Consider the following 21,190-nt stretch of genomic DNA (forward strand, 5'->3'; position numbering starts at 1 on the left):
GAAATAAGATACAGGCGGATACCTGGTAAAAGTCATTTTTTGCTTGGTGTCCGTTTGCTTTATAAGGAGATGAATCATGGTATTTACAGCTAAAAGTCCTAAAATTAACATTGAAGAAGTTCGCGCCTTGTCCAAATTAGAGGGGGCAGCTTTTACGAGAAAAAAACAACGTGATCAGGAATTGGAAGCCATCATCCGTGGGGAAGACCAGCGTATTCTCTTGGTGATAGGACCATGTTCATCTGATAACGAAGAGGCGGTTCTCGAGTATGCCAAGCGTCTATCTGCTTTGCAAGAAGAGGTCAAAGATCGCATTTTTATGGTCATGCGAGTCTATACGGCTAAACCTCGTACCAATGGAGATGGCTATAAGGGCTTGATTCATCAACCAAATACTAAAGAAGCACCTAGCTTGATCAATGGAATCAAGGCTGTTCGTCATTTACATTACCGCGTTATTTCTGAGACTGGTATGACAACAGCGGATGAGATGCTTTATCCTGAAAATCTTCCGTTGGTGGATGATTTGATTTCTTACATGGCAGTTGGTGCCCGTTCAGTTGAAGACCAGCAACACCGCTTTGTGGCAAGTGGTGCAGATTTTGCGACTGGTTTTAAAAATCCAACCTCAGGAAATCTCAATGTTATGTTTAACGGGATTTACGCAGCGCAAAATAAGCAGAGTTTCCTTTTCCTTGGTAAAGAGGTGGAAACGACTGGGAATCCATTGTCCCACGCCATTCTTCGCGGTGCCTTGAATGAATACGGGAAAAATATTCCTAACTACTATTATGATAATTTGATGGATACCATTGCCCAGTATGAAAAGATGGGCTTGGAAAATCCCTTTATCATCATCGATACCAATCATGACAATTCAGGCAAGCAGTATATGGAGCAAATCCGTATCGTTCGTCAGACCTTGATTAACCGTGACTGGAATGAGAAAATCAAGAAATACGTTCGTGGTTTTATGATTGAGTCCTATCTGGAAGATGGACGTCAAAGTGAACCCGAAGTTTTTGGTAAGTCCATTACAGATCCGTGTCTCGGATGGGGCAACACAGAAGCACTTGTTCGCGAAATTTACCAAACGCTAGGAGAGTAAGATGGCATTTATCGAAAAAGGTCAAGAAATTGATATTGAAGCAATCAAGGCAGAAACTCAATTGTCTGCGGAAGCCTTGCGATTAAAGGAGCGCCGTGATAGAGAGCTGGCAGCCATCATCTCGGGTGAGGATGACCGAATCCTTTTGGTGATGGGACCTTGCTCTTCAGACAATGAAGAAGCAGTGCTTGAATATGCTCGTCGCTTAGCAGACTTGCAGAAAAAAGTTGCGGACAAAATCTTTATCGTGATGCGTGTCTATACGGCTAAACCTCGTACCAATGGAGATGGCTATAAGGGTTTGGTTCATCAGCCCGATACTTCTAAAGCTCCAAGCCTGATTAATGGCTTGCAGGCTGTTCGTCAGCTGCACTACCGTGTGATTACGGAGACGGGCTTGACGACAGCTGATGAGATGCTCTATCCGTCAAATCTGGTCTTGGTAGATGATTTGGTCAGCTACCATGCTGTGGGGGCTCGTTCCGTGGAGGACCAAGAACACCGTTTTGTGGCTTCAGGGATTGATGCACCAGTAGGGATGAAAAATCCAACCTCTGGAAATTTGGGTGTCATGTTTAATGCTATCTATGCCACTCAGAACAAACAGACCTTCCTCTTCCATGGTCAAGAAGTGGAGACTTCAGGAAATCCCTTGGCCCACGTCATCCTTCGTGGCGCAGTTAATGAATATGGGAAAAATGAGCCTAACTTTTACTATGAAACTTTGCTAAATGCCATTGAACGTTATGAGACTATGGGACTTGAAAATCCCTTCATTATCATTGATACCAATCATGACAATTCTGGCAAGCAGTATATGGAACAAATTCGCATTGTTCGCCAAGCCTTGTTGAATCGTGACTGGAATGAAAAGATTAAAAAGACGGTTAGAGGCTTTATGATTGAATCCTACCTAGCAGATGGTCGCCAAAATCAACCAGAGGTCTTTGGCTGCTCCATAACCGACCCTTGTCTAGGTTGGGAAAATACAGTAGCCTTGGTAGAAGAAATTTATACTACCTTAACAAAATAAGTGAAAAGGATGGAGTTGGGGGAATCTCAGCTCCTTTTGTGAGTATGATAGTTGGACACGGAATTGACATCGAAGAATTGGCTTCGATAGAAAATGCAGTTACACGACGTGAGGGCTTTGCCAATCGCGTGCTGACTGCTAAAGAAATGGAGCGCTTTACCAGTCTCAAAGGGCGCAGACAGATTGAATATTTGGCTGGTCGCTGGTCAGCTAAGGAGGCTTTTTCCAAGGCTATGGGAACTGGCATTGGCAAGCTCAGTTTTCAGGATTTGGAAGTTTTGAATAATGAACGTGGGGCGCCTTATTTTAGTCAGTCGCCATTTTCAGGAAAGATTTGGCTGTCGATCAGCCATACAGATCAGTTTGTGACAGCCAGTGTCATTTTGGAGGAAAATCATGAAAGCTAGTCCACATAGACCAACCAAGGCTCTGATTCATCTGGGAGCTATTCGACAAAACATTCAACAAATGGGAGCTCATATCCCTGAGGGAACGCTCAGATTTGCAGTAGTCAAGGCTAATGCTTATGGCCATGGGGCTGTTACCGTTGCGACAGCTATTCAAGATGATGTCGATGGTTTTTGCGTTTCGAATATTGATGAGGCCATTGAACTCAGACAGGCTGGACTCAGCAAGAAAATCCTTATTTTAGGAGTTTCTGACATCGAAGCTGTTGCTCTAGCTAAAGAATACGACATCACCTTGACAGTAGCTGGATTGGAGTGGATTCAAGCACTCTTAGTTAAGGAAGCAGACCTATCAGGTTTGACAGTCCATCTCAAGATTGACTCAGGGATGGGACGGATTGGATTTAGAGAGGCCGGTGAGGCTAATCAGGCTCAAGACTTGCTCCAACAACACGGTGTGCATGTTGAAGGAATTTTTACCCACTTTGCGACTGCAGATGAGGAATCAGATACCTACTTTAATGAGCAGTTAGAATGCTTTAAAGCTATTTTGGCAAGTATGAAGGAAGTTCCAGAGCTGGTTCATGCCAGCAACTCGGCAACGACCCTCTGGCATGCAGAGACTATTTTCAATGCGGTCCGTATGGGAGATGCCATGTATGGTCTTAACCCAAGTGGAGAGGTATTGGACTTGCCCTATGACTTGAAATCAGCCTTGACCTTGGAATCTGCCCTGGTTCATGTCAAGACAGTTTCAGCTGGAGCTTGCATGGGATATGGAGCAACCTATCAGGCGGATAGCGAGCAAGTCATTGCGACCGTGCCAATCGGCTATGCGGATGGATGGACGCGAGACATGCAGAATTTTTCTGTCTTGGTAGATGGGCAAGCATGCCCAATCGTCGGCAGGGTTTCTATGGACCAAATCACCATTCGTCTGCCTAAGCTTTATCCGCTGGGAACAAAAGTCACCCTGATCGGCACCAACGGTGACAAGGAAATCACAGCTACTCAGGTAGCTGCCTACCGTGGCACTATTAACTATGAGGTGGTCTGTCTTCTGAGCGATCGCATTCCGAGAGAATATTATTAAAAAGAAAGGAGTGGAGCATGAATCTACATCAACCCTTGCATGTCTTACCTGGTGTGGGACCAAAGTCAGCAGAGAAATACACCAAACTAGGAATTGAAAACTTGCAAGACCTCTTGCTCTACTTTCCTTTCCGTTACGAAGACTTCAAAACCAAGCAGGTGCTGGAGTTGGAAGACGGTGAAAAGGCGGTTCTGTCTGGTCAAGTTGTGACTCCTGCCAGTGTTCAGTATTATGGTTTCAAGCGCAATCGCCTGCGCTTTAGTCTCAAGCAGGGAGAAGTCGTTTTTGCGGTGAATTTCTTTAACCAGCCCTATCTGGCTGATAAGATAGAGTTGGGAGCTACCCTGGCTGTATTTGGAAAATGGGACCGCGCCAAGGCAAGTTTGACAGGGATGAAGGTTCTGGCTCAGGTAGAAGATGACCTCCAGCCTGTCTATCGTCTGGCTCAGGGAATCAGTCAGGCAGGGCTGGTCAAGGTCATTAAGACGGCCTTTGATCAGGGGTTGGACCTCTTGATAGAGGAAAATCTTCCCCAGTCTTTACTTGATAAATACAAACTCATGTCCCGTTGCCAGGCTGTCCGAGCTATGCATTTTCCTAAGGATTTGGCAGAATACAAGCAGGCACTTCGTCGTATCAAGTTTGAAGAACTTTTTTATTTTCAGATGCAGTTGCAGACGCTTAAGTCTGAAAATAGAGTTCAAGGAAGTGGTCTGGTTCTGGATTGGTCTCAGGAAAAAGTGACGGCTGTCAAAGAAAGCCTGCCTTTTGCCCTGACCCCTGCTCAGGAAAAGAGTTTGCAGGAAATTTTAACTGATATGAAGTCTGATCGCCACATGAATCGTCTTCTACAAGGGGACGTGGGGAGCGGAAAAACGGTGGTCGCTGGCTTGGCCATGTTTGCGGCGGTGACGGCTGGTTATCAAGCAGCCCTCATGGTACCGACAGAAATCTTAGCAGAGCAACATTTTGACAGCCTACAGAGTCTCTTTCCGAACTTGAAACTGGCTCTCTTGACAGGTTCCTTAAAAGCTGTAGAAAAAAGAGAAGTCTTGGAGACCATTGCCAAGGGTGAGACTGATTTGATTATCGGAACCCACGCTCTGATTCAGGATGGGGTGGATTATGCTCGTCTTGGCTTGATTATCATCGATGAGCAACACCGTTTTGGTGTGGGGCAAAGGCGGATTTTACGGGAAAAAGGTGACAATCCTGACGTTCTCATGATGACAGCGACTCCCATTCCACGGACGCTGGCCATCACAGCCTTTGGAGATATGGATGTTTCCATTATCGACCAGATGCCAGCAGGGCGGAAGCCTATTGTGACGCGCTGGATTAAGCATGAGCAGCTGCCTCAGGTCTTGACCTGGTTAGAGGGAGAAATTCAAAAAGGTTCTCAAGCCTACGTCATCTCTCCCTTGATTGAAGAATCTGAAGCTCTGGACTTGAAAAATGCCATTGCTTTATCTGAGGAGTTGACGGCTCATTTTGCAGGTAAGGCAGAAGTGGCTCTTCTACATGGTAAGATGAAGAGTGATGAAAAAGACCAGATTATGCAGGAGTTCAAAGAGCGAAAAACGGATATTCTGGTTTCGACGACGGTTATCGAGGTCGGGGTCAATGTTCCCAATGCGACTGTCATGATTATCATGGATGCTGATCGGTTCGGTCTCAGTCAGCTTCACCAGCTCAGGGGTCGTGTCGGTAGGGGGGACAAGCAGTCTTATGCTGTTCTCGTTGCCAATCCCAAGACGGATTCTGGTAAAGACCGCATGCGCATCATGACAGAAACCACCAACGGATTTGTCCTTGCAGAGGAAGATTTGAAAATGCGTGGTTCTGGTGAGATTTTTGGAACCAGACAGTCAGGACTCCCAGAATTCCAAGTGGCTGATATTATCGAAGATTTTCCGATTTTAGAAGAAGCTAGAAAGGTTGCCAGCTACATTAGTTCGATAGAAGGTTGGCGAGAGGATCCAGAATGGCGCATGATTGCTCTCCACCTAGAAAAGAGAAAACATCTGGATTAAGCCTTTTCTAAGAAATCTATAAGCTAGCTTTTAGGTTTGGGTCTTATACCTAGAGTCATCAAAAAGAAACGAGGACTCTCACATGACTATTAAAGTAACCTACCAAAAGAAATTCCAAACCGTCAAGCAAGAGAAAGGAGCTAGCACCTATTGATACACAGAGAGCGGAAACGCTCTTTTTATTTTAAAACTACTTTCAGGCACTCTGTTTGAAGTTAGAGAATCTAAAACCACTTTCTATTTACCATTCTTTCTTGCATTGTTTTTCTAGATATGCTATAGTTGTGATAGCGATTACAGATTAAAAGGAGCATGCTATGAAAAATCCAGCTTTGCTAGAAGAAATTAAGACCTACCTAGGACGGGATGAGATTCCAGAAGACTTTGATGCTTTCTGGGATGAGGAAGTGAAAAAAGTATCCGCACTTCCAGCCTACCAGTTGGAGGAAAGAGATTTCCATATTCCTCAAGTCAAGTGCTATGAACTCACTTTTGAGGGAACCAAGGAAGGCAAGGTTTACGCACGCGTCGTCCTTCCAAAAAGTGAGGGGAGAGTTCCCCTAATTTTCCATTTTCACGGCTATATGGGACGTGGTTGGGATTGGGCAGATATGCTGTCCTTCACTGTGGCTGGTTACGGTGTTGTTTCTATGGACGTTCGAGGCCAGTCGGGGTATTCTCAAGATGGCTTGCGCTCTCCTCTAGGAAATACAGTTAAGGGGCATATCATCCGTGGTGCTGTTGAAGGTCGAGACCACCTCTTTTATAAGGATGTCTATCTGGATATTTACCAGTTAATCGAAATTGTTGCCAATATGCCTCAGGTAGATGAGGAAAGACTTTCTAGCTATGGTGCCTCACAAGGAGGGGCTCTAGCCTTGGTTGCGGCAGCACTCAATACACGAATTCAGAAAACAGTTGCCATCTATCCTTTCTTATCAGACTTTAGACGGGTGCTTGAGATTGGCAATACCAGTGAGGCCTATGATGAGCTTTTCCGTTATTTCAAGTTTCATGATCCCTTCCATGAAACAGAGGAGGAAATCATGGCGACCCTTGCCTATATCGATGTGAAAAATCTTGCCCATCGTATTAAAGGTGAGGTTAAGATGATTACGGGCTTGGATGACGATGTTTGCTATCCTATTACCCAGTTTGCGATTTACAACCGTCTAACCTGCGAGAAGGCCTATCGCATCATGCCTGAGTATGCTCACGAAGCCATGAATGTTTTTGTCAATGACCAAGTCTACAACTGGCTCTGTGGCAGTGAGATTCCTTTTAAGTACGTAAGATAATGAATGAGAGAGCCCAGTAGCTCTCTTTTTATAGTTCAGTAAAAATGATTTAAAATAGATGATCCTCTGAAACTACTTTCAGAAATAGCTGTTCTATAAAATAATTTTAAAAATGAAATCTATTCTACTACAACCTATTGAAAGCGCTTAATAAATAATATATAATAAATACATAAGAACAAAGAAAGGGGGGAAGAGAATGCCACAGATTAGCAAAGAAGCCTTGATTGAACAAATCAAAGATGGAATCATCGTTTCTTGTCAAGCACTTCCTCATGAACCGCTTTATACAGAAGCGGGAGGGGTGATTCCCTTGCTGGCCAAAGCGGCTGAGCAAGGTGGAGCAGTCGGTATCCGAGCCAATAGTGTTCGCGATATCAAAGAGATCAAGGAGGTCACCAACCTTCCAATCATTGGGATAATTAAACGAGATTATCCACCGCAAGAGCCCTTCATCACGGCTACTATGAAAGAAGTTGATGAACTGGCTGAACTAGACATCGAGGTCATTGCACTGGATTGTACCAAACGTGAACGCTACGATGGTTTAGAGATTCAGGAGTTTATCCGACAAGTCAAAGAAAAATATCCGCATCAACTCTTGATGGCTGATACAAGTACTTTCGAGGAAGGACTAGCAGCTGTTGAAGCAGGAATTGACTTTGTCGGAACAACCTTATCAGGCTATACATCTTACAGTCCGAAAGTAGATGGACCAGACTTTGAACTGATCAAAAAACTGTGTGAAGCAGGGGTAGATGTCATCGCTGAAGGGAAAATTCATACACCAGAACAAGCCAAGCAAATCCTTGAATATGGGGTGCGAGGTGTCGTTGTCGGTGGCGCTATTACTAGACCAAAAGAGATTACAGAACGCTTTGTTGCTGGACTTAAATAAGAGGTAAGGTGGGAGTTTTATGTTTAAAGTTTTACAAAAAATTGGAAAAGCTTTTATGTTACCTATAGCTATACTTCCTGCAGCAGGTCTACTTTTAGGTATTGGTGGAGCGCTTTCAAATCCCACCACGATAGCAACTTATCCAATATTGAACAATAGTATTTTCCAGTCGATATTCCAAGTAATGAGCTCTGCGGGAGAAGTTGTATTCAGTAATTTATCACTACTTCTATGCGTGGGACTATGTATTGGCTTAGCGAAACGAGATAAAGGAACTGCTGCGTTAGCAGGAGTAACTGGCTACTTAGTTATGACTGCAACTATCAAAGCTCTGGTAAAACTTTTTATGTCAGAAGGATCTGCAATTGATACTGGAGTTATTGGAGCATTAGTTGTCGGAATGATTGCTGTATATTTGCACAATCGATATAACAATATTCAATTACCTTCGGCTCTAGGATTTTTTGGAGGTTCACGCTTCGTTCCTATTGTTACATCATTCTCTTCTATCTTAATTGGTTTTGTCTTCTTTGTTATTTGGCCACCTTTCCAACAACTTCTTGTTTCTACAGGTGGATATATTTCTCAGGCAGGACCAATTGGAACTTTTCTATATGGATTTTTAATGAGACTTTCTGGAGCAGTAGGCTTGCATCATATGATTTACCCAATGTTTTGGTATACTGAACTTGGTGGTGTTGAAACTGTTGCAGGACAAACAGTGGTTGGAGCTCAAAAAATATTTTTTGCTCAATTAGCTGACCCAGCTCATTCTGGATTGTTTACAGAAGGAACAAGGTTTTTTGCAGGTCGCTTTTCAACAATGATGTTCGGTTTACCGGCTGCTTGTCTAGCGATGTACCATAGTGTCCCTAAAAATCGTCGTAAAAAATACGCAGGTTTGTTTTTTGGGGTTGCTTTGACATCTTTTATTACCGGTATTACTGAACCAATTGAATTTATGTTTCTGTTTGTCAGTCCCGTTTTATATATTGTTCACGCATTTCTTGATGGTGTCAGTTTCTTTGTCGCAGACGTCTTAAATATTTCAATAGGAAACACATTCTCAGGAGGTGTAATTGATTTCACCTTATTTGGAATTTTGCAGGGGAATGATAAAACGAATTGGTTTTTTCAGATTCCATTTGGACTTATTTGGAGTGTTTTGTATTATATTATTTTTAGATGGTTCATTACTCAGTTCAATGTGTTAACCCCAGGACGAGGAGAAGAAGTGGATTCTAAAGAAATTTCTGAACCTACAGACTCAACTCCGAATACTACAAATCATTTAAAACAGGATAGTATACAAATTATTAGAGCCTTGGGTGGATCAAATAATATAGAAGATGTAGATGCTTGTGTAACACGTTTACGTGTAGCTGTAAAAGAAGTTGATCAAGTTGATAAAGCACTTTTAAAACAAATAGGTGCAGTTGATGTCTTAGAAGTGAAGGGTGGAATTCAAGCAATCTATGGAGCAAAAGCAATCTTATATAAAAATAGTATTAATGAAATTTTAGGTGTTGATGATTAATAACTTATTTAATGATAAATTGTAAAATATAGTGCAACAAATAATTGTAGAAAAAATCTCTAAGTTGAAAAGAATTTAACTGAACTAGAAAAAGAAGGTTTTTATATGCTCTTTACCTGTTTTTATTAATGGTAATGAAACCTTTATGTAAAGCAACAGACAATGCAATCGACAAAGAGTATTTTTTATAGATTTATGAGACAGATAAACTTAAGTTTATAAGTTTATTTGCTTTTGGCAAAGGAGATAAATGGATAAGAAAAAATCAAAAAAAGTAATAAGTAGTATTTTAGTTTTAGTTGTGTTGTTTCAAATGGTATGTCCAGTTTTTTCCTATGCAATAGAAAATGGTGGACAAGAAACGACGAATGAAAGCTTAGTGTTGGATGAAAACACTGGTAAAGACGAAGATAACAGTGCTCAGGATTCTTCAGAAGATGAAGAAAATATCGTTGTTACGGCTGCTCACCAAAGCGAAGACTATAAATATCTTTCTGATTTAGATTATATTACAGAAAATAATTGGTCTTATGCAGGATGGGGAGAAATTAAAAAAGACAAGAATATTGAAAATGGACAAATCAGTTTGCTTGTTGATGGAACAAGAGTCTATTTCAGTAAAGGTATGGGAGCGCATGCTTCTTCACGACTTACCTATGATGTTTCTGGTTTTTCAGGTACATATACTCGATTTGTTTCTAAAATGGGAGTCGATGCTTCTAAAAATGGTCGAGGAGAAGTCTGGTTTAAAATTTTTGCTTCAAAGGATGGAACAAATTGGGATGAACTTTATAAATCAAATCCAGTAACTTCAAAAGACAATGCCTTAGATGTGGATTTAAATATTAAAGATTATAAATATTTAAGATTATATGCAGATAAAAATGGCTCAAATGCGGTAGATCATGCTGTTTATGCAGATTCGCGAATTGTAAAAGAAAACTATGATCTTTCATCAGAAATTTTTGATGATATCAAAAAGGTATCTTACTATGATGAAATTCTTTCTAAAAATACAGTAGAAGAAAACTATAAAAATCATTTCGATACAGTATTAAAAAGAGAATTTATCAATCGCATGGGTTATTGGAATTTACAAAACAGTATCAAAGGTGATGATACTGGTGAATCAAAAGAAGCTATTAAATGGATTTTTAATGATCAAGAAAACTTACAACTATTTATTGAAGCTGGAAATGTAGGAGATTCTTTAAAATGTATTAGTCTATTAAAAGAATTATATAGTAAGCACAAAGATGATCTTAATGATCAAACACAAGGTGACGTTTATAAAAAGATGGTGATTGCCTTAGCAATTGCTTATAGTACAGATAGAAATGGTTCACCGTTGAGTTTCAATATGCAACCGAATTCCTATGATGCTGTAGAAAGATATGAAATTATAAAAGATTTATATGATTCAGGTCTGTTTGCTAGAAAAGATGAATTTAGTACATATTCTATGGAACTTATTCGAATGGTAATGAATGATTCTATTAGTAATGATGAAATCTATTGGTTAAGACATTACTCGCAATCACGTTATGGAACGGATCTCAATAAAGCTTTAAACCCTTATAATTATACGAATTATGCTTCACCAAAATATACTCAAGATAAACTTTATGATGCAAACAATAGAGAAACATATGATACGAAATATCAATTAAGTAAATATAACATTCCTTATGGATTAAACAGTGATGGAACAAAAACCTCAAGAACATGGATGGTTATGGAAGCTGGAGGTATTTGTTGGAATATTTCAAGATTAGGACAAAACTTAAATCGCGTTTATGGAATACCAACAGTAGGTGTCTATCAACCAGCTCATGAATCTTATTTTACTTATTCACAAAATAGTGACGGTAAAGGTACCTGGAGTATTGGAAATAATATTTTTGGTTGGGGACAAAGTTCGTCAAAATGGTATGGTGGAAATGGAACACGTTTATTATTAAATTGGAATAATAAATCATTTACACGTGCACATATGGGATTAAAGGTTGATCTAGGTAATGGAGTGAAATCGGATGTAGGAAATAACGGTGGATATCAATTATTAGGACAAGCTGCTTTAAATAACTATGAAGCTTATCAAAAATCACTTTATTATAACTTGATTGCCAATTCTTATGAAAGTGCAACACAAAAAGAAAAAGTTTATAATAAAGCACTAGAAATTTTAGATATCAATTTAGACAGCTTTGAAGCAATACTTAATCTTTATAAACAAAAAGGTGATCAAGTAACAAGTGCAAATTGGTTAGAACTCGCTAAAAGAGTGATTTCAACATATACCTACTATCCAATGGCTATGACAGATTTATTAAGAGTGATTAATCCTTATTTGAATAGAGAAGATACAATAGAAGTTGATATATCAAGAACAGAGGCTTTGAATAAAGCTTTAAATGCGACAGATGATGAAGTATTACAATCAGGAGCATGTAGAGAAATTGCCCGTAAACTTCTTGGAAGTGACAAAGTCGATTTAGCTTCATTCTCTTTTGATGGAGAAAATGCGGGTATGATCGTTATGAATTCAAAATATGATGATTATGATTTCCAAGTCCAATATAGTTTGGATGGGGGAAATACTTGGGAAACCTCATTAGAACATAAAATAATCTTATCTAAAGAACAAATCGACAGTATTACTGGTGATAATGATATCCAAGTTAAAATATCAGGGTCAAATGAAGTGTTTACGATTGATATTTTAGAAGGTGAAAATATTTCTTCAAAAACACTTGTGATGAATGATGATGAAGATTCCTTTGTTGGAAAAACAGAAGTTTTAGAATATAGTATAGACAATGGAAAAACATGGAAGGCTTTTGATAGTGATACGAGAATTACAGGAAATCAAACAGTGCTTGCTCGATACAGAGCACATGGAGTGTATTTAAGTGGAGATAGTACAGAATATAACTTTACTGAAAATAACGATAAAGAGAAAAAATATGTTTACGTTAAAGATATTTCTTACGTATCATCAGGAAGTTCTCAACGTGGATATGCTGCGCAAAATATGATAGATGCCAGTCCATTTACAACATGGCATACAACATGGGGACAAGTGGCCGAAGACAAGACCTATGTCGTCAGCTTCAATGAAGTAAAATATCTTTCACAAGTTACTTATGATCCAGCAGGATTAAATGGAAGAATAAAATCAGCAAAAATCTATGTAAGTTTGGATGGTCAAGAATGGACTTTAGCTGGTGAAAAGACAAATATGGCGAATAATACTGACAGAAAAGAAATTTCACTTGATAAATCATTACCGGCAAAGTTTGTAAAGATTGAAGCAACAGAAACGTATGGTAATGCGGAAGGTCCAAATAAATATGTAAGTGGAACACGTTTTAATTATTATGAAGATACGACAAAAGTTTATAAGGGTTCCTAGCATTGAATATTCCATAGCTTCTCTAACCAATAAAGATATTGTAGCAACTTTACAACTTCCTTCAGGATTTAAAGCTGTTGGTGAAAGTACATATACATTTGATAAAAATGGTGAACATACATTCACTTATAAAGATTTAAATAATAAAAAAACAGAGGAGGGTGATGGATGCGTCGAATAAAATGAAAACGTATATAATTTCAAAGAACTCATTATCCAATATGGATACGCTTATCAATTAGGAGAATACAAATGAAATTTAGAAAACTAGCTTGTACAGTACTTGCGGGTGTTGCGATTCTTGGCCTTGCTGCATGTGGTAATTCTGGTGGAAGTAAAGACGCTGGAAAATCTGGTGGCGATAGTGGAAAAACAGAAATCACTTGGTGGGCATTTCCAGTCTTCACTCAAGAAAAAACTGGTGACGGTGTTGGAACATATGAAAAATCAATCATCGAAGCGTTTGAAAAAGCAAATCCAGATGTAAAAGTGAAATTGGAAACCATTGACTTCAAGTCAGGTCCTGAAAAGATCACAACAGCCATCGAAGCAGGGACAGCGCCAGACGTACTCTTTGACGCACCAGGGCGTATCATTCAATACGGTAAAAATGGTAAATTGGCTGAGTTGAACGACCTCTTCACAGATGAATTTGTCAAAGATGTCAACAATGAAAATATCGTACAAGCAAGTAAGGCTGGAGATAAAGCCTACATGTATCCAATCAGTTCAGCACCATTCTACATGGCTATGAACAAGAAAATGTTGGAAGAAGCTGGAGTTGCGAATCTTGTAAAAGAAGGCTGGACAACAGACGACTTTGAAAAAGTATTGAAAGCACTTAAAGATAAAGGCTATACACCAGGTTCATTGTTCAGTTCAGGTCAAGGGGGAGACCAAGGAACACGCGCCTTCATTTCAAACCTTTATGGTGCTTCTGTAACTGATAAAGATGTTACTAAGTATACAACTGATGATCCTAAATTCGTTAAAGGTCTTGAAAAAGCAACTAGCTGGATTAAAGATGGTTTGTTGAACAATGGTTCACAATTTGATGGTGGAGCAGATATCCAAAACTTTGCTAACGGCCAAACATCATACACTACTCTTTGGGCACCAGCTCAAAATGGTATCCAAGCGAAACTCTTGGAAGCAAGTAAAGTAGAAGTGGTAGAAGTACCATTCCCATCTGATTCTGGTAAACCAGCTCTTGAATACCTTGTAAACGGATTTGCAGTATTTAACAACAAAGACGATAAGAAAGTTGCAGCATCTAAGAAATTCATCCAATTTATCGCGGATGATAAAGAATGGGGTCCAAAAGACGTTGTTCGTACAGGTGCCTTCCCAGTTCGTACTTCATTTGGCAAACTTTATGAAGACAAACGAATGGAAACAATCAGCAGCTGGACTAAATACTACTCACCATACTACAACACTATTGATGGATTTGCTGAAATGAGAACACTTTGGTTCCCAATGTTGCAATCTGTATCAAATGGTGACGAAAAACCAGCGGATGCTTTGAAAGCCTTCACTGAAAAAGCTAACGAAACCATCAAAAAAGCTACAAAACAATAAGCACTAAGTCAGATTGATTCCCCCCTTTTCCCTGTCCACTATGGTGTAAGAAAAGGGGGACTTTTGTTTGAAATGTAAGGAACTGTCACGAAATTAAAATGAAGTTCTTACATAAGCGAATCTTAAAAAATTTCATTTTGATTTTAAAACAGTTTAAGAAAATCAAAAACTATTCTATTTGAAAGAGAGGTGCCGACTGTGAAAGTCAATAAAATTCGTATGCGGGAAACAGTGATTTCCTACGCTTTCCTAGCACCAGTGTTATTCTTCTTTGTCATCTTTGTCTTGGCTCCTATGATTATGGGATTTATTACAAGTTTCTTTAACTACTCCATGACTAAATTTGAGTTTGTGGGCTTGGACAACTACATTCGCATGTTTAAAGACCCTGTCTTTATGAAGTCTTTGATCAATACCGTTATCCTGGTTATCGGATCTGTTCCGATTGTGGCTCTCTTCTCGCTCTTTGTAGCATCTCAAACCTATCATCAAAATGCGATTGCTCGATCTTTCTATCGTTTCGTCTTCTTCCTTCCTGTAGTTACAGGTAGTGTTGCCGTAACGGTTGTATGGAAATGGATCTATGACCCCCTATCAGGGATTCTAAACTTTGTCCTTAAGTCAAGCCATATCATCAGCCAAAACATTTCTTGGTTGGGTGATAAAAACTGGGCTTTGCTAGCGATTATGATCATCCTTTTGACAACATCTGTTGGTCAACCGATTATCCTTTATATCGCTGCTATGGGAAATATTGATAATTCACTTGTTGAAGCGGCGCGTGTTGACGGTGCGACTGAGTTCCAAGTGTTCTGGAAGATCAAATGGCCTAGCCTTCTTCCAACAACTCTTTACATCGCAATCATTACGACCATCAACTCATTCCAATGTTTCGCCTTGATTCAGCTCTTGACATCTGGTGGTCCAAACTACTCAACAAGTACCTTGATGTACTACCTTTACGAAAAAGCCTTCCAATTGACTGAATACGGCTATGCAAATACTATCGGTGTCTTCTTGGCAGTGATGATTGCCATTGTCAGCTTTGCTCAATTCAAGATCCTCGGAAACGACGTAGAATACTAAAGAAAGGGGACAGTTATGCAACCTACACAACAAAAGAAACCCTTAACAGCTTTTACTGTTATTTCAACGATTATCTTGCTCTTGTTGACCGTACTGTTCATCTTTCCATTCTACTGGATCTTGACAGGGGCCTTCAAATCACAGCCGGATACCATTATGATTCCGCCACAGTGGTTCCCTAAAATGCCAACCATGGAGAACTTTCAACAACTCATGGTGCAAAACCCTGCTATGCAGTGGATGTGGAACTCTGTATTTATCTCACTAGTAACCATGTTCTTAGTCTGCGCAACCTCTTCTCTAGCAGGTTATGTCTTGGCTAAAAAACGTTTCTATGGTCAACGCATCCTCTTTGCAATCTTTATCGCTGCCATGGCACTTCCAAAACAAGTTGTCCTTGTACCATTGGTACGCATCGTCAACTTCATGGGAATTCACGATACTCTCTGGGCAGTTATCTTGCCTTTGATCGGATGGCCATTCGGTGTCTTTCTCATGAAACAGTTCAGTGAAAATATCCCAACAGAATTGCTTGAATCAGCTAAAATTGACGGTTGTGGTGAGATTCGTACCTTCTGGAGCGTAGCCTTCCCTATCGTGAAACCAGGATTTGCAGCCCTTGCGATCTTTACCTTCATCAATACTTGGAACGATTACTTCATGCAGTTGGTTATGTTGACTTCACGTCAAAACTTGACTATCTCACTCGGGGTTGCGACCATGCAGGCCGAAATGGCAACCAACTACGGTTTGATCATGGCAGGGGCTGCCCTTGCAGCCGTGCCAATCGTAACCGTCTTCCTTGTCTTCCAAAAATCCTTCACTCAAGGAATCACTATGGGAGCTGTTAAAGGATAATACTCTGCGAAAATCGAATTCAAACTACGTCAGCATCACCTTGCCATACTTAAGTATTGCCTGCGGTTAGCTTCCTAGTTTGTTCTTCGATTTTCATTGAGTATAGGAAAAACTGTCTATCAAAATTCAGAAGTATATGTTATAGACTAAGAGAAATATAGTTTCATAAGTGTCTACAAAATGGAGAGTGTGCAGTTACTTCGTGAAGTTTTGTCAGACACTTATAAACTTAAGAATGAACTCTTTTCATGATACTAGTTAGAGTAGGTTCGTTTTATGGTAACTATTTCCCGCTTTAGTGGTATCTAAGATAGCAACTTATGCTTATCTTAGACGGAATTTTTGAGACTGACGATGAAAGAGCGAAAGGCTCAAAAATTAGGAATGAAATTCTGAAGGAATTTACTTCCGTCCGCACTGTTACATGGAAATAGAGAAAGGATAAATCGGAACTGAAAAATAGTAACTATCAGAAACGAAGAAAAGAGTATGATTTTTGACGATTTGAAAAACATCACCTTTTACAAAGGGATTCATCCCAATCTAGACAAGGCTATCGACTATCTCTATCAGCACCGTAAGGATTCTTTCGAACTCGGTAAGTATGAGATTGACGGGGACAAGGTCTTTCTAGTTGTGCAGGAAAATGTCCTTAATCAAGCTGAAAATGATCAATTTGAGCATCATAAGAACTATGCAGATTTGCATTTGCTGGTAGAAGGACATGAATGTTCGAGCTACGGTTCACGTATCAAAGATGAAGCGGTAGCATTCGACGAAGCGAGCGACATTGGTTTTGTCCATTGTCATGAAAAATACCCACTCTTGTTGGATTATCACAATTTTGCGATTTTCTTCCCAGGAGAACCTCGCCAGCCAAATGGCTACGCAGGGATGGAAGAAAAGGTTCGCAAATATCTCTTTAAAATTTTGATTGATTGAAAATAATATGAACTGTTTTTTGTAAAGCTTTAATAATTCTCTACCATGAAATTTATCTTTGTGAGGTAGAGAAATGAGAATAAAATATTTAAAAATTGGTGTCTTATTGTCAGTGTGTTTATTGCTAATGAGTAATATTTTACCTTCAATTGTGTATGCGAATGAAGTTTCGAATATCCAAACTATACAGTCAGAAATGGATCGAATAGATGCAAAATTATTTGCTAACTGAACAAGAAATTAAGGATCTGGTGGAAGATAGCAAAGGAGCCTATCCAGACATATCAGATGAGCGTAAAATTGAATTGCTAGAAATGGTATCTTCTAAGTATGCTGCAAGAGCTAGTTTCTTAGATGGACAGGGAATTACAGTTGATGAGATGTCCTGGATAATTAATGGCATTGTGAATGGATTGATTGGTAGATACATAAAATTAGGCACTTATGCAGTTAAGTATGGTATTAGTATGGCGCGCTCGATCTTAAGTAGGGCAGCTGCAACTGCGGCAGCAAGAGTAGGATTATTGACCAAGATTTCTGGAAGATTTTACGAATAGCTGTGCTCGCAGCTGATGTATATGGTAATTTTGCCTACAATATTGCTGCAGCTTGGGATGCACATGATAAAATTCCTAACAATGGTCGTATAAACTTTTAAAATGCGAGAATGAAAGCACTTTGTATTTTTTTATTAAAAGCACTTTGTATTTTTTTATTGAATATGTTAGCTTGGACAGTGCTTGCAATGATAGTCCGTGGAGGGCTAGATGAATTTAATGAGCATACTTGGAGTACTATTTTAATTGCTTCGCTGTCTGGGGTATATATAGATTATATGTCCATAGATAAAAATAGGAAAAAGTCCAAAAGAAAAAAGAAAAAATAGATTTGTTCATGGTAGGGACTTATGAAAGCTTTACTGACAAAAAAGAAAACAGTTTATACTCAATGAAAATCAAAGAGCAAACTAGGAAGCTAGCCGCAGGTTGCTCAAAACACTGTTTTGAGGTTGCAGATGGACGCTGGCGTGGTTTGAAGAGATTTTCGAAGAAGTATTACAAAGAAAAATGATGGAGGAGTAAATATGGCACAAAAAGGAGTAAGCCTTATCAAGGCAGCATTTGATACAGACAACTTTCTCATGCGTTTCAGTGAGAAAGTCTTGGATATCGTCACAGCCAATCTTCTTTTTGTCGTCTCTTGTTTGCCAATCGTGACGATTGGAGTGGCTAAAATCAGCCTCTATGAAACCATGTTTGAGATTAAGAGAAGCAGACGGGTGCCTGTTTTTAAAATCTATCTGAGAGCTTTCAAGCAAAATCTGAAACTAGGTCTTCAGTTAGGTCTGCTCGAGTTGGGTATTGTTTTGCTGAGTCTTTTAGACCTCTATCTCTTTTGGGGGCAGACAGCTATGCCTTTCCAAATGGTGAAAGTTATTTGTCTAGGGATTCTTATCTTCCTTACTATCGTGATGTTGGCTAGCTATCCAATCGCTGCGCGTTATGATTTGACTTGGAAAGAAGTGTTACAAAAAGGGCTTATCTTGGCAAGTTTTAACTTTCTTTGGTTCTTCCTCATGTTAGTTATTCTTGTCCTCATTGTGATGGTTCTTTATCTGTCCGCTTTCAGTCTACTCTTAGGTGGCTCAGCCTTCCTACTTTTTGGGTTTGGACTATTGGTCTTTATCCAGACTGGATTGATGGAGAAAATTTTCGCAAAATATCAATAGGATGACCCTCTGAAACTACTTTTAGAAATAGCTGTTCTATAAAATACGTTTAAAAATGAAATCTATTCTACCACAACCTATTGAAAGCGCTTAATAAATAATATATAATAAACCCATAAGAACAAAGAAAGGGGGAAGAGGCTGCCACAGATTACTAAAGAAGCCTTGATTGAACAAATCAAAGATGGAATCATCGTTTCTTGTCAGGCCCTTCCTCACTAACCGCTCTATACAGAAGCGGGAGGAGTCATTCCCTTGCTGGTCTTAAATAAAAAATAAAGAAAGGAGGATTGAGTATGATTATTACTAAAATTAGTCGTTTAGAAACTTATGTGGGAGTAAATCCACATTTTGCAACATTAATAGATTTTCTAGAAAAAACAGGACTAGAAAATTTGACAGAAGGTCCGATTGAGATCGATGGAGATCGATTGTTTGGGAATTGCTTTACTTATCTAGCAGATGGTCAAGCAGGGGCCTTCTTTGAAACCCACCAAAAATATTTGGATATTCATTTAGTTTTGGAAAACGAAGAAGCCATGGCTGTTACGTCGCCGGAAAATGTAAGCGTTATCCAAGAGTATGATGAAGAGAAGGATATTGAATTATACACAGGGAAAGTGGAACAGTTGGTTCATTTGAGAGCTGGCGAATGCCTCATCACTTTTCCAGAAGATTTACATCAACCCAAGGTTCGTATAAATGATGAACCTGTGAAAAAAGTTGTCTTTAAAGTTGCGATTTCTTAATGTAGAAAGGGGATAACAATGAAAAAAATGAGAAAGTTTTTATGTCTAGCTGGAGTTGCGCTAGCAGCCGTTGCCTTGGTAGCTTGTTCAGGAAAAAAAGAAGCTACAACTAGTACTGAACCACCGACAGAATTATCTGGTGAGATTACAATGTGGCACTCCTTTACTCAAGGACCACGTTTAGAAAGTATTCAAAAATCAGCAGATGCTTTCATGCAAAAGCATCCAAAAACGAAAATCAAGATTGAAACATTTTCTTGGAATGACTTCTATACTAAATGGACTACAGGTTTAGCAAATGGCAATGTGCCAGATATCAGTACAGCTCTTCCTAACCAAGTAATGGAAATGGTCAACTCAGATGCTTTGGTTCCGCTAAATGATTCTATCAAGCGTATTGGACAGGATAAATTTAACACAACTGCCTTAAATGAAGCGAAAATCGGAGATGATTACTACTCTGTTCCTCTTTATTCACATGCACAAGTTATGTGGGTTAGAACTGATTTATTAAAAGAACATAATATTGAGGTTCCTAAAACTTGGGATCAACTCTATGAAGCTTCTAAAAAATTGAAAGAAGCTGGAGTTTATGGATTGTCTGTTCCGTTCGGAACAAATGACTTAATGGCAACACGCTTCTTGAACTTCTACGTACGTAGTGGTGGCGGTAGCCTCTTAACAAAAGATCTTAAAGCAGATTTGACAAGCCAACTTGCTCAAGATGGTATTAAATACTGGGTTAAATTGTACAAAGAAATCTCACCTCAAGATTCTTTGAACTTTAATGTCCTTCAACAAGCTACCTTGTTCTATCAAGGAAAAACAGCATTTGACTTTAACTCTGGATTCCATATTGGAGGAATTAATGCCAACAGTCCTCAATTGATTGATTCAATTGATGCTTATCCTATTCCAAAGATCAAAGAATCTGATAAAGACCAAGGAATTGAGACCTCAAACATTCCAATGGTTGTTTGGAAAAATTCAAAACATCCAGAAGTTGCTAAGGCATTCTTAGAATCACTTTATAATGAAGAAGACTATGTTAAATTCCTTGATTCAACTCCAGTAGGTATGTTACCAACTATTAGTGGTATCAGCGATTCTGCAGCCTATAAAGAAAATGAAACTCGTAAGAAATTTAAACATGCTGAAGAAGTGATTACTGAAGCTGTTAAAAAAGGTACTGCTATTGGTTATGAAAATGGACCAAGTGTACAAGCTGGTATGTTGACTAACCAACACATTATTGAACAAATGTTCCAAGATATCATTTCAAATGGAACAGATCCTATGAAAGCAGCAAAAGAAGCAGAAAAACAATTAAACGATTTATTTGAGGCTGCTCAGTAGATGTAAAAGACTAGAAAATAGGTGGGCTAGTGAGCTGAAAAGCCCTAGCCCAATCTTGTAAAAGAAG

17 protein-coding genes and 2 pseudogenes are annotated in these 21,190 nt (G+C 39.2%); all 19 read left to right on the top strand.

Translation table 11 applies throughout. From position 1 onward, the window contains the following. Positions 1-76: 76 nt before the first annotated feature. The 19 genes and pseudogenes from OVN21_RS01985 to OVN21_RS02075 all read left to right on the top strand — a co-directional run bounded on the left by OVN21_RS01985 (position 77) and on the right by OVN21_RS02075 (position 21,123). Entirely contained in the window at positions 77-1,108 is a 1,032-nt protein-coding gene (locus OVN21_RS01985) for a 3-deoxy-7-phosphoheptulonate synthase (protein WP_267247056.1), read from the top strand. Position 1,109: 1 nt separating this feature from the next. Then, complete coding sequence (locus OVN21_RS01990; protein WP_267247057.1) at positions 1,110-2,141, top strand: 3-deoxy-7-phosphoheptulonate synthase; 1,032 nt, start codon at positions 1,110-1,112, stop codon at positions 2,139-2,141. 44 nt (positions 2,142-2,185) lie between these two features. Next, complete coding sequence (gene acpS / locus OVN21_RS01995) at positions 2,186-2,548, top strand: holo-ACP synthase (RefSeq protein ID WP_267247290.1); 363 nt, start codon at positions 2,186-2,188, stop codon at positions 2,546-2,548. Further along, positions 2,538-3,641, top strand: coding sequence for an alanine racemase (alr, locus tag OVN21_RS02000; RefSeq protein WP_138336652.1), 1,104 nt, complete (start codon positions 2,538-2,540; stop codon positions 3,639-3,641). The genes acpS and alr overlap by 11 nt, the downstream gene beginning before the upstream one ends. A gap of 17 nt (positions 3,642-3,658) precedes the next feature. After that, a complete protein-coding gene (recG, locus tag OVN21_RS02005; protein WP_416370406.1) occupies positions 3,659-5,674 on the top strand; it encodes an ATP-dependent DNA helicase RecG in 2,016 nt (671 codons plus the stop codon). A gap of 317 nt (positions 5,675-5,991) precedes the next feature. Next, on the top strand, positions 5,992-6,972 hold the full coding sequence (locus OVN21_RS02010; protein WP_267247058.1) for an acetylxylan esterase: 981 nt from the start codon (positions 5,992-5,994) through the stop codon (positions 6,970-6,972). A 199-nt stretch (positions 6,973-7,171) separates the two neighbouring features. Next, positions 7,172-7,870 (top strand): N-acetylmannosamine-6-phosphate 2-epimerase, encoded by a 699-nt coding sequence (locus OVN21_RS02015; RefSeq protein ID WP_267247059.1) that lies wholly within the window; start codon positions 7,172-7,174, stop codon positions 7,868-7,870. A gap of 19 nt (positions 7,871-7,889) precedes the next feature. After that, positions 7,890-9,407, top strand: coding sequence for a PTS transporter subunit EIIC (locus OVN21_RS02020; protein WP_267247060.1), 1,518 nt, complete (start codon positions 7,890-7,892; stop codon positions 9,405-9,407). Between the two features lie 250 nt (positions 9,408-9,657). Next, positions 9,658-12,822, top strand: coding sequence for an NPCBM/NEW2 domain-containing protein (locus OVN21_RS02025; protein WP_267247061.1), 3,165 nt, complete (start codon positions 9,658-9,660; stop codon positions 12,820-12,822). Continuing rightward, complete coding sequence (locus OVN21_RS02030; protein ID WP_267247062.1) at positions 12,788-13,003, top strand: hypothetical protein; 216 nt, start codon at positions 12,788-12,790, stop codon at positions 13,001-13,003. The genes OVN21_RS02025 and OVN21_RS02030 overlap by 35 nt, the downstream gene beginning before the upstream one ends. Positions 13,004-13,074: 71 nt before the next feature. After that, positions 13,075-14,403 (top strand): ABC transporter substrate-binding protein, encoded by a 1,329-nt coding sequence (locus tag OVN21_RS02035; protein ID WP_267247063.1) that lies wholly within the window; start codon positions 13,075-13,077, stop codon positions 14,401-14,403. Positions 14,404-14,622: 219 nt separating this feature from the next. Then, a complete protein-coding gene (locus tag OVN21_RS02040; RefSeq protein WP_267247292.1) occupies positions 14,623-15,489 on the top strand; it encodes a carbohydrate ABC transporter permease in 867 nt (288 codons plus the stop codon). A 15-nt stretch (positions 15,490-15,504) separates the two neighbouring features. Then, positions 15,505-16,347 carry a carbohydrate ABC transporter permease gene (locus OVN21_RS02045; protein ID WP_267247064.1) on the top strand — a complete coding sequence of 281 codons (843 nt, stop codon included), beginning with the start codon at positions 15,505-15,507 and terminating at the stop codon, positions 16,345-16,347. A 489-nt stretch (positions 16,348-16,836) separates the two neighbouring features. Next, complete coding sequence (locus OVN21_RS02050; protein WP_267247065.1) at positions 16,837-17,289, top strand: YhcH/YjgK/YiaL family protein; 453 nt, start codon at positions 16,837-16,839, stop codon at positions 17,287-17,289. Between the two features lie 314 nt (positions 17,290-17,603). Next, positions 17,604-17,947: pseudogene (locus tag OVN21_RS02055) on the top strand (hypothetical protein). A 426-nt stretch (positions 17,948-18,373) separates the two neighbouring features. Further along, the gene (locus OVN21_RS02060) at positions 18,374-19,018 is read left to right on the top strand and encodes a YesL family protein (protein WP_267247066.1); all 645 of its coding nucleotides are present in this window, start codon (positions 18,374-18,376) and stop codon (positions 19,016-19,018) included. A 141-nt stretch (positions 19,019-19,159) separates the two neighbouring features. Beyond that, positions 19,160-19,237: pseudogene (locus OVN21_RS02065) on the top strand (N-acetylmannosamine-6-phosphate 2-epimerase); the annotation flags it as partial. Between the two features lie 77 nt (positions 19,238-19,314). Further along, entirely contained in the window at positions 19,315-19,767 is a 453-nt protein-coding gene (locus OVN21_RS02070) for a YhcH/YjgK/YiaL family protein (protein WP_267247067.1), read from the top strand. A gap of 18 nt (positions 19,768-19,785) precedes the next feature. Then, a complete protein-coding gene (locus OVN21_RS02075) occupies positions 19,786-21,123 on the top strand; it encodes an ABC transporter substrate-binding protein (protein ID WP_267247068.1) in 1,338 nt (445 codons plus the stop codon). Positions 21,124-21,190: the final 67 nt, after the last annotated feature.

It is taken from the genome of Streptococcus sp. Marseille-Q5986, from assembly GCF_946902915.1.
Classification (GTDB): domain Bacteria; phylum Bacillota; class Bacilli; order Lactobacillales; family Streptococcaceae; genus Streptococcus.